General features: G+C 71.5%; 14 protein-coding genes. 13 read left to right on the forward strand and 1 reads right to left on the reverse strand.

Translation table 11 applies throughout. From position 1 onward, the window contains the following. From MKK75_RS27050 to MKK75_RS27085, 9 genes are all read left to right on the forward strand, one after another. Nucleotides 1-702, forward strand: a 702-nt coding sequence (locus tag MKK75_RS27050) for a hypothetical protein (RefSeq protein ID WP_244045576.1), incomplete at its 5' end; no start/stop codon positions are given. Nucleotides 703-717: 15 nt separating this feature from the next. Beyond that, the gene (locus tag MKK75_RS27055) at nucleotides 718-1,251 is read left to right on the forward strand and encodes a hypothetical protein (protein ID WP_244045577.1); all 534 of its coding nucleotides are present in this window, start codon (nucleotides 718-720) and stop codon (nucleotides 1,249-1,251) included. Between the two features lie 76 nt (nucleotides 1,252-1,327). Further along, nucleotides 1,328-1,990 (forward strand): hypothetical protein, encoded by a 663-nt coding sequence (locus MKK75_RS27060; RefSeq protein ID WP_244045578.1) that lies wholly within the window; start codon nucleotides 1,328-1,330, stop codon nucleotides 1,988-1,990. A 9-nt stretch (nucleotides 1,991-1,999) separates the two neighbouring features. Further along, the gene (locus tag MKK75_RS27065; protein ID WP_244045579.1) at nucleotides 2,000-3,781 is read left to right on the forward strand and encodes a LamG domain-containing protein; all 1,782 of its coding nucleotides are present in this window, start codon (nucleotides 2,000-2,002) and stop codon (nucleotides 3,779-3,781) included. Nucleotides 3,782-3,887: 106 nt separating this feature from the next. Then, nucleotides 3,888-4,736 carry a hypothetical protein gene (locus MKK75_RS27070; protein WP_244045580.1) on the forward strand — a complete coding sequence of 283 codons (849 nt, stop codon included), beginning with the start codon at nucleotides 3,888-3,890 and terminating at the stop codon, nucleotides 4,734-4,736. A gap of 15 nt (nucleotides 4,737-4,751) precedes the next feature. Next, on the forward strand, nucleotides 4,752-5,264 hold the full coding sequence (locus MKK75_RS27075; protein WP_244045581.1) for a hypothetical protein: 513 nt from the start codon (nucleotides 4,752-4,754) through the stop codon (nucleotides 5,262-5,264). A 15-nt stretch (nucleotides 5,265-5,279) separates the two neighbouring features. Beyond that, on the forward strand, nucleotides 5,280-5,705 hold the full coding sequence (locus MKK75_RS27080; RefSeq protein WP_244045582.1) for a hypothetical protein: 426 nt from the start codon (nucleotides 5,280-5,282) through the stop codon (nucleotides 5,703-5,705). Beyond that, entirely contained in the window at nucleotides 5,705-5,833 is a 129-nt protein-coding gene (locus MKK75_RS35895; protein ID WP_279594164.1) for a hypothetical protein, read from the forward strand. Before MKK75_RS27080 ends, MKK75_RS35895 begins: the two co-directional genes overlap by 1 nt. 9 nt (nucleotides 5,834-5,842) lie before the next feature. Then, nucleotides 5,843-6,511 carry a LamG domain-containing protein gene (locus MKK75_RS27085; protein WP_244045583.1) on the forward strand — a complete coding sequence of 223 codons (669 nt, stop codon included), beginning with the start codon at nucleotides 5,843-5,845 and terminating at the stop codon, nucleotides 6,509-6,511. A 158-nt stretch (nucleotides 6,512-6,669) separates the two neighbouring features. Here the strand turns inward: MKK75_RS27085 and MKK75_RS27090 are convergent, their stop codons facing one another. Continuing rightward, entirely contained in the window at nucleotides 6,670-6,858 is a 189-nt protein-coding gene (locus MKK75_RS27090; RefSeq protein ID WP_244045584.1) for a hypothetical protein, read from the reverse strand. A gap of 206 nt (nucleotides 6,859-7,064) precedes the next feature. Between MKK75_RS27090 and MKK75_RS27095 the strand changes: the two genes are divergently transcribed. Genes MKK75_RS27095 through MKK75_RS27110 form a run of 4 tightly spaced genes read left to right on the forward strand, consistent with a single transcriptional unit; the run spans nucleotide 7,065 to nucleotide 9,067 of the window. Next, nucleotides 7,065-7,685, forward strand: coding sequence for a hypothetical protein (locus tag MKK75_RS27095; RefSeq protein ID WP_244045585.1), 621 nt, complete (start codon nucleotides 7,065-7,067; stop codon nucleotides 7,683-7,685). Between the two features lie 12 nt (nucleotides 7,686-7,697). Beyond that, the gene (locus tag MKK75_RS27100) at nucleotides 7,698-8,219 is read left to right on the forward strand and encodes a hypothetical protein (RefSeq protein ID WP_244045586.1); all 522 of its coding nucleotides are present in this window, start codon (nucleotides 7,698-7,700) and stop codon (nucleotides 8,217-8,219) included. Nucleotides 8,220-8,232: 13 nt separating this feature from the next. Next, the gene (locus MKK75_RS27105) at nucleotides 8,233-8,598 is read left to right on the forward strand and encodes a hypothetical protein (protein WP_244045587.1); all 366 of its coding nucleotides are present in this window, start codon (nucleotides 8,233-8,235) and stop codon (nucleotides 8,596-8,598) included. Nucleotides 8,599-8,635: 37 nt separating this feature from the next. Next, nucleotides 8,636-9,067, forward strand: coding sequence for a septal ring lytic transglycosylase RlpA family protein (locus tag MKK75_RS27110; RefSeq protein ID WP_244045588.1), 432 nt, complete (start codon nucleotides 8,636-8,638; stop codon nucleotides 9,065-9,067). Nucleotides 9,068-9,081: the final 14 nt, after the last annotated feature.

Consider the following 9,081-nt stretch of genomic DNA (forward strand, 5'->3'; position numbering starts at 1 on the left):
TGCGTCGACAGCACCGGCGCCTCCGCGCAGAAGACCGGCGGCGCGCTCGCCTGGGCGGTCTCGAACGGCAACGCCGCCGGCGGCTTCCAGGGCGGCACGACGCTCCCCGGCGCGTCGACCCTGTTCATGTTCCTGATCTGGGGCACGGCCGGCGTGGCGCCCTTCGCCTCGGCGAGCCTGAGCCTGACGCTGCCCTCGGGCTACGCCTACGCCAGGCCGCTGTTTCCGTTCACCACCGATACCTCGGGCAACCCGATCCCGTTCACGGCGGTCGAGATCGCGGGCGGCGCGCTGGAGTGCACGCTGGCGACCTTCGTCATGGACGCAAACCCCATGACGGTGACCGCGACCCGGCAGCTCCTCCTCACCAGCCTGCCGGTGGGCCTGAGCCTGGAATGGCGGGGTGCGGCCGAGTTCGCGATCTCGTCCGCGCCCAGCTCGCAGCTCGCCGTGATCTTCGGCAGCCCGGCCGACCCCGACGTCCCGCCCGGCAACACGTTCACCGGGCCGGTGTCGCAGGAGCCGTCCGCCCTGCCGCTGCCGGACATCTTCGGCTCGGTCGGCGGCGGCGTCTACAGCATCAACATCCAGAGCAAGCGCCGCTTCACGGACGCGCTGGGCCGGGTCGCCGTGCGCGCGAACCAGTCCTACGGCGGCTTCTACGTCGTGACGACCGGCTGGGTCTTCGGGCGCCGCATCTGAGCAGGGGAGACACCGATGGCCTATGTTCAGAGGGACGCCGCCGGCAACATCGCCGGGGCGTTCCCGCAGGCGCAGCCCGACCTCGTGGGCTACGCCGAGATCGCTGACGACGATCCGGCCTACCTCGCCTTCCGGTCCGGGGCGACGGTCGCGGAACTCCTCAGGTACGCCTCCAACCGGCAGAACGGCGTGCTCGCCGGGGTATGGAGCTTCAACGTCGCCCCCGCGGGCCAGCCCGCCCACACGGTCACGACGAAGCTCGACGACCAAGGGCAGTTCGCGATGATGAAGGTCGACGTCTGGGCGCAGACGAACGCCGCGAGCGCGACCGCGGCGCTGCCGTACTCGAACGTCGACTTCAGCGCGACGACCCTCAACCCGTCCGAGGCCTCCGCGCTCGCCGTGCAGGCCGGCGTCGTCGACGCGCAGAGCTACACGATCCTCAACCAGGTCGCCGCCGGCATCCAGGCGAGCCCGCCGACGATCACCGCGACGGCCCAGATCGACGCGGCCTTCGCCGCGATGGTGCAGGCCCCCGCCGCATCCTGATCGCGGCCGAGCCCGACCGTCCGTCCGCGCCGCCTCCGGGCGGCTTTTCCATGCCCGCCGCCCGAGGTTTTAGCCCGTGTCGAACCTCGCCCGGATCCAGGCGCAGCGGCAGGACTTCCTGACTGCGCAGAACAGCGCGTGGCTCGACGGCCTGCCGATCATCGGGCAGTCGGGCGCGGGCGGCGTCGTTTCGGGCTCGGCCAACGTCGGCAACGGGGCGCTGACGGTCACGGGCGTCGACATCGGCGCCGAGCAGGGCGTCCACGTCGTCCAGGTCACCGGCATCGCGTCCGGGTTCGCGTACCTGACGGTGACCGACCCGGACGGGGACGTGACCGGTCAGGGCGTGGTCGGTCTGCCGCTCGCGGCCGGCGGGATCCACGTCTCCCTGGCGCAAGGCACCATCCCGTTCGCGGTGGGCGACACCTTCGCGGTGTCGGTCCTGCCGGTGCCGGTCGACATCACCGGGCTCGTCTTCACGCTGGACTCGCGGCTCTCGGCGACCTCGGCGAGCTTCGCGTTCCAGGCGAGCTCGGCGGCCAACCCGCAGACGATCGCGGCCGGCACCACCGGCGGCAACATCGCCATGCGGCTCCTGCAGCCCGCGATGGCCGCGCAGCCGCCTGGGACCTACCCGTACAACATCCTCGCCGCCGATCCCGTCGCCGACCCGAGCGGCCTCTCGCCCGTGACCGCCTTCTACGGGCTGATCACGCACGCCGCCGTCCTCCAGGCCTGAGGTTCCCCGATGCTCAGCGGCGTGGGTAAGACCACCTTCGTCGGCGGCCCGCCCGGGCCCGCCAACGCCCTCTCGATCCGAAACGTCACCACGGGCGCGCCGGGCTCGCAGGCCGCGGCCGCGATCAACGGCACGGCGCCGGTCCAGACGCTGGATCTCACCGTCCCGCAGGGGCCCGTCGGGCCGACCGGCCCGGTGCCGTGGGGCAACATCACCGCCTGGGTGACCGGGCTGGTCTGCGTCGCCTCCGCGCCGGCGACGCAGGTGACCTTCGGCAACGAGGCCTACGTCTGCACGGCCTCCCACATCGCCGGCGCCTTCGCGGTCGATCTGGCGGCCGGTCGCTGGCTCAAGGTCGCCGCCAAGGGCCAGGACGGGATCAACGGGGTCAACGGCACCCAGCCGTGGAAGACGCAGCCCGCAGCCTGGGCGGCCTCGACGGGCTACAGCGCGACCGCGCCGGCCGATTGCATCACCTATCAGGGCTCGAGCTACGTCTGCGCGACCAGTCACACGTCGGGGGCGAGCTTCGACGCGACGAAGTGGGCGCTGCTCGCCCAGGCCGGAGCGGCCTCGGCCGGGGCGCTCCAGGCGAGCTACAACCTCGCCGACGTCGCCAGCGTCCCGCTCAGCCGCATGAACCTGCTCGCGGCCCCGCTCGACGCCCAGTCCTACGACGCCATCCAACTGGCCAAGCTGCGCGGCGTGCTGTTCCCGCCCGGCGGTCTGGTCGACGGCTTCCTGAGCAGCACCGGCTACGACACGGTCAACTCGGTCAACGCCACGCTCCAGAACGGCCAGATCCTCAATCAAGCGACCGACGCCAACTGCAAATACCTCAACCATTTCGACGGAACCAACGGCGCGACCTCTTCCGCCGAGGCGACCAGCGGCCACACCACGACCTTTAACGGCTCGGCCAAGCTCTCGACGGCACAGTCGCTGTTCGGCGGGTCGTCCGTGCAGATCACCGGTTCGAGCGATACCGTCACGATCGCCTCGACCGCTGATTTCGGGTTCGGCACCGGCGACTTCTGCTTTGAATTTTGGTTCGACCCGACATCGAACTCGGGCACGCAGGTGCTGCTCGACACGCGCGCTTCCAGTGCGGTCGGGTTCCAGTTGCAGATGATCGGCGGCGTGCTCCGGTACTATGACTGGAACACGGGCGGGTACATCACTCAGGGCACGACGACGCTGGTGGGCGGCACCGGCTTCAAGCTCAGGGTCGCGCGCAAATCGGGCGTCATCTACCAACTCATCAATGGCAACCCCGACGCGTCCGGCGCCTGCACGTCGAACTACGGCACGTCGATGCCGCTCACGCTCGGCAATCAGTATAACGGCGGGTACTCCGCGCCGGGATACTACGACGAACTGCGCATTTCCAACATCTCGCGCGAGACGACGACCTACACTCCGGCGACTTCGGCCTTCACGGTCGGCAGCTCGGGCCTGCTCGACCTGCGCTCCATCCCGCGCGCGCTGCTCGTCGTCCCGACCAAGGCGATCCTGTACGCGCGCGTCCTGAAGACGGCGGGCTCGCTGAACTTCGGCTCGGGCGGCAATCTCACCGGCTCGGTCAGTCGCACCGGCAACGTCGCGGACGGCTCCGCGGCCACGTTCACGCAGATCGATGCGGACCCGGTGACCGGCGTCATCACCCTGCGCAGCGCGCCGATCGACCTCACCGGGCAGACCTCCGCCGCGTCCCTGCGCGGGCGGCTTCAGACCAACGACAACGCGCTCGGGGTGGCGATCGACGGTTGGGACATCCGCGCCGTCGCCTGAGGCACCGGACCCGGCCGCGCCGACGCCGACCGCTCGACCTCAACCCCGGTGAGCGGTTCCCCCCGCGCTCCGATCGCATGCCCGCACTTGGACGAGGTCTCCATCCATGGCCACCACGGTCATCGACACCGCGGACTGGGCCCTCGTCGTCCCCCTGAGGACCGCACTGAACCTCGCCGGCTCCCGGCTCACCGCCGCGATGACCGGGCAGTTCGGGGGCACGCCGGCGGCCACGATCGACAGCGCGGCCGGCTCGATCACCTGGACGGCGGACCCGGTGACCGGGCTCACCGGCGCGCTGCTGATCAACGTCCCGAAGGCCGCGCGGGGCGACTGGTCCGCGCTCGGCCCAAGCGGTCAGCCCGGGCCCGTCACCCTGTTCTTCGACGTCCACCGCATGGTGGCGGGCTCGACGGGCGACGCGTGGCTCGGCCGCTCCTCGGTGCTGGTCTACCCGGCCACCGACTCCGCGGCCGTCACCGCGCAGGCCTCCGGCTTTCAGTCGGTGCTGGTGGCGGGCCAGCCCTGCACGGGCGTGCTCCTGCCCGCGCTGCAGACCGGCCCGCAGGGCGCGCCGGGTGCCCAGGGTGCGCCCGGCGCGTCCGCCGATCAGACCGCGCCGCTGTTCACGGCCGGCGCCGCGCTCAGCGGGCACATGGCGGTGCGCGCGGTCGGCGACGGCTCCGTCCTCTACGCCTCTGCCGATCAACCCGCCCAGGCCGGCACCGTGCTCGGCATCACCACCGGGGCCGCTCAAGCCGGCGCGCAGGTCAGCGTCGTGACCGCGGGCCCGGTCGACGAGCCGTCCTGGGCCTGGGCGCCCGGCCCCGTGTGGCTCGGCCTGAACGGCGCCCTGACCCAGGCCGTCCCGCAGGCCGGGATGCTCCAGCCGATCGGCCTCGCGCTGCTGCCGACCCGCCTCCTCGTCGCGATCACCCCCGCCATCCTGCTCTAGACCCAGAGGTTCACCATGGCTGCCCCCAAGTTCCTTCAGGCCATCGCCGGCGTCGTCACCTCGGTCACCGCGGCCGTCCTCGGCGGCGCCGGTTCCGCCAACCAGCTCGTGGCCACCAACGCCTCCGGCCTGATCGACCCGTCCTTCCTGCCGGCCGGCCAGGGCGCCGACATCGTCACGGCGCCGGCGAGCGAGGCGCTGTCGGCCGGCGCGCTGGTCAACCTGTGGAGCAACGCCGGCGCGCTCGCCGCGCGCAACGCCGACTCCTCGTCCGCGTCCGGCGGCAAGAAGATCTCCGGCTTCGTGCTCGCCGCCGTCGCGCAGGGCGGCACCGCCTCGGTCTACCGCTCGGGCCCGAACACCGCCGTAACCGGTCTCACCCCGGGCTCCGACTACTGGCTCGGCGCCGCCGGCGCGGCGGCCTCATCCCCCGACACCGCCTCCGGCCACACCACTCAGTACGCGGGCACCGCCACCGCGGCCGGCGTCCTCGACGTCCAGCCCGGCGCCCCGATCGGCAACGCCTGATCCGAAGGGTAGGCCATGGCCAGCCGTCGTCCGCTCGTCAACCTCAACGGCCAGCCGGGGGAACTGCCGAGCGGCGACACGCTGATCGGCAGCCTGAAGATCGTCTTCCCCTGCGTCGGCAAGCCCGGCGCGGGAGAGGTGATCGGCTTCCTCGTGGCCGACGTCCCCTTCACCCTTCCGGCCAACCTCGCCGGCAGCATAGCCCGAGCGCTCACCGCGGCGGCCGCCAGCGCGGCCTGGACCCTGACCCGGATCCCGGCCGGTTCCACGACCGAGGCGACGATCGCCACGCTCACCTTCGCGGCCAGCGGCACGCTCGCGAGCTTCTCGACACAAGCGGCGATCAGCGTCGGGGTCGGCGACATCCTGCGGCTGAAGGCGCCCGCAACTCAGGACAGCGCGCTCTCCGACGTCACTTTCACCTTCGTGGCTGTGCGCTGATGCCCCGCCTCTACGTCCACCCCGATCAGGCGAGCGCGCAGGCGTGCGTCGCTGGCCTCACCGTCGATCCCGGCATGCTCACGCCGCCGGCATCACACATCACGGCCGCGCTCGCCGCGTTCTCGTAAGGAGCGCCTATGGCGACCGTCCTCCTCGTACACGGCAACGGCGCAGAAGGCTCAACTTCTTTCCCAGACTCGACCGGTAATTGTACCGTCACGGCCACGGGCAACGCCAAAGTCACGCGGACCAATTCGAATTTCCCGGCCGGCGCCTTGTCGTTAGACGGGACGGGGGGATCGCACCTCGCCGTCACCAATTTACCCACGCGACCCGCCGACCTGACAGAGCAGTTCTGGGTATATCTCAACAGCGTCGGTTCCGGGACGTTCTTCGACTACAGAGCGACGGGCGGGCCGCTTCTATACGTCGCCAGCAGTAATCTTAAGTTTCTCGGCGGTTATATTACTGGAGACGGTACCGGAGTTTCCGTCGCTACGCTCGTGGCCGCCCAGAAGACGCACATAGCCGTCGAGCGCTACGGCGACATCTTCAACATCTACGTCAATGGTTCGTCGGTCTTCAGGGGAACCGGATCGGGAGGCGGCCCCGATCCTGGCGACTGGGGAGAGTCGTTCTTAATCGGCGAGAGTAAGGACGGCGGTAACGTCCTGAACGGTCTCATGGCCGACTATTCGATAGACAATACTGCTCTTTACAAGGACAGCAACTTTACCCCGCCGCCCGTCTACACGGGAGGGACGGTTCTGGTTCGCCGCCGCCCGCTGTTCCTGATGGCGTCCTGACGCCAAACCTCGGAGCGTCGCATGACCTGCTCGCGCTGCGCCGGGCTCGGGCCGGCTGGCCTCGCTCCGTTCCAGGGACCGCCGGGGATCGCCGGCTCCGACTACGGCTACATCTCCTACCAGCAGGCCGCGGGCGCGCCGCTGCTGTTCGCGCCCGGTCAGCGCAACGCGCTGCCGTTCACGCCCGATCCGACGAAGACCCGCGACCGGCTGAAGGGCCCCTTCGCCGGGCACGTGTTCTGGGACGGCACGCGGCTCCGGCCGCACGCGGTCGACGACAACGGCGAGATCCGGCTCATCCTGACGGTCACCTCGTTCGTGATCGGCGGCAACGTGGTGGCCGACATCGACATCGGCGGGACGATCGGCTCCTTCGAGACCGATCCGAAGCCGCTGCTCAAGGCGCCGTCGACGCCCGAGATCGTCCGCTTCCTGTTCGTCGACTACATGGCCGAGACCTTCATGACCAATGGCGGGGCGTTCTACCTGACGCCCTCGGTGCCGATCATGGTCACCAGCGAGAGCCTCGTGGTCTACCCCCGGGCACCGCGCCATGATCACGGTTCAGTACCTCGAGGCGCGCAACGTCCTGTGCGTGTCCGGCATCGCCGCGCCGTTCCCCGCAGGCTCGCTCGTGGCGCTGCGCCAGGGTGCTCAGCTCGCGGTGGCGAGCCCGCACGACGGCACCCTTGTCTGTGGCTGGGCGGACTTCAGCCTATGGACCATGCCGAACCCCGCCGGCGGCGATCCGCTCGCGTTCGCCTCCGCAGACGACGCCTTCGCCTACCTCGACGCCACCTGCACGCAGCAGCCCGCGCTACCCCAGGCGGCGCTGACCGCGAGCGGTGCCGTCGGCGGCCAGCGCGCGGTGGTTGCCGCAGGCGCAGACCAAGTCGTCCACGCCTCCGCGGATACGCCGGACCATTGCGGCAGCGTGCTCGGCCTCAGCGCCGGCGCGGCCGCCGATGGCGCGGCGGTGATCGTCGTCCAAGCCGGGCCGATGGTCGATCCGTCGTGGACCTGGACGCCGGGGCCGATCTGGCTCGGCCTGGACGGCGCCCTGACCCAGGATCCGCCCGAACTGCCGGCGGCCGCCTTCCGACAGAAGCTCGCCGACGCGACGGGCCCGACCCGCATCGTCGTCGGCCTCGCGCACCCGATCCTCCTCGCCTGACAGGACCCTCCCATGGCCGCCCTCACCGCCGTCCAGCGCCTCCTGGTGCAGGGCGTGAAGTCGCTCGCCGAGTACGTGCCGGTCCTGGCGGGCGGCGTCGCCAACGCGTTCCAGATCCCGGCGCTGGACGCCAACGGCCTGCTCCCCGTCACCATGATGCCGACCGGCATCGGTCCGGACACCGAGCAGATGCCGGCCTCCGAGGCGCTGTCGGCCGGCGCGCTGGTCAACGTCTACGCGAACGGCGGGGTGGCCACGGCGCGCAACGCCGACGGCTCGACCACCGGCAAGCAGGCCGACGGCTTCGTGCTGGCTGCGGTCGCCGCCGGCGGCACCGCGACCGTCTTCCTGTCCGGGCTGAACACCGCGCTCGCCGGGCTCACCCCGGGCCTCGGCTTCCTATCCGACACGGCGGTCGGCGCGGTCGCCGCGGCGGGCGCGACCGCGGCCGGTCACACCTTCCAGCAGGTCGGCGTGGTAACCCAGGCCGGGCACCTGCAGTTCGACCCGCAGGTCCCGGTCACCCGCGCCTGAGGCTACGGGTGGCATGCCCCGCCGCAAGCCCCTCGGCCTCGGCTCGCCCGGGCTGACCGAGCAGCCCGTCGCCACCTGGGCGAAGGCCGTCGCGGTCGCCGTCGGCGGCGCGGTGTCGGTCACGATCCCCGCCGGGATCTTCACCGCGCTCCCGGTCCTGCGCCACACGATCCAGGCGACCGGCACCCGGGACTACGTGTTCCGCTGCTCGGGCCTAGTGCTGAACGCCGACAAGTCAGTGATGGTCACCGGGGTGATCCGCGAGTCCCGCACGATGCCGGCGGTGATCGCGACGCTCGGCGCGCTCGCCGGCTTCGACACCTTCCAGGCCGCCACCACCGCCGTGACGCTGCACCTGTCCGCCGAAGACAGCGACTGAGCGCGGCCGCTTAACCCCCGCCACCCGGAGATCCGCCATGCTCCTGCAGCGCCTCGCGCTGCGGGCAGCCGTCGCTTGCGCGCTGCTGCTCGCCCCCGCGTCCGCCCGTGCGTGGGAAGGCCGCGTCTCCTGGTACGGCTCGGAGCACGGGCAGACCCGGAACGCGGTCGCCTGCAGCCGCCGAACGGTCGGGCACCTCGCCGGTCGGTTCGATCCGGCCGGAATGACGGCGGCGCACTGGACGCTCCCGTGCGGGACCCGGGTGCGGGTGACGGATCTGGCGACCGGCCGCAGCGTCGACGTGACGGTGACGGACCGCGGCCCGCACCCGCGCCTGCACCGCACCCTCGACCTCGCGCGCGGGGCGGCCGAGCGGCTCGGCATCATCCCGCGCGGGGTGATCCGGGCGCGGCTCGCCATCCTGCGCACGCCCGGCGCCGGCCGGCTGCGGCTCGCGGCCTCTCGCTGATGGTACGCCGGCTC

Source organism: Methylobacterium sp. J-030 (assembly GCF_022829545.1).
Classification (GTDB): Bacteria; Pseudomonadota; Alphaproteobacteria; order Rhizobiales; family Beijerinckiaceae; genus Methylobacterium.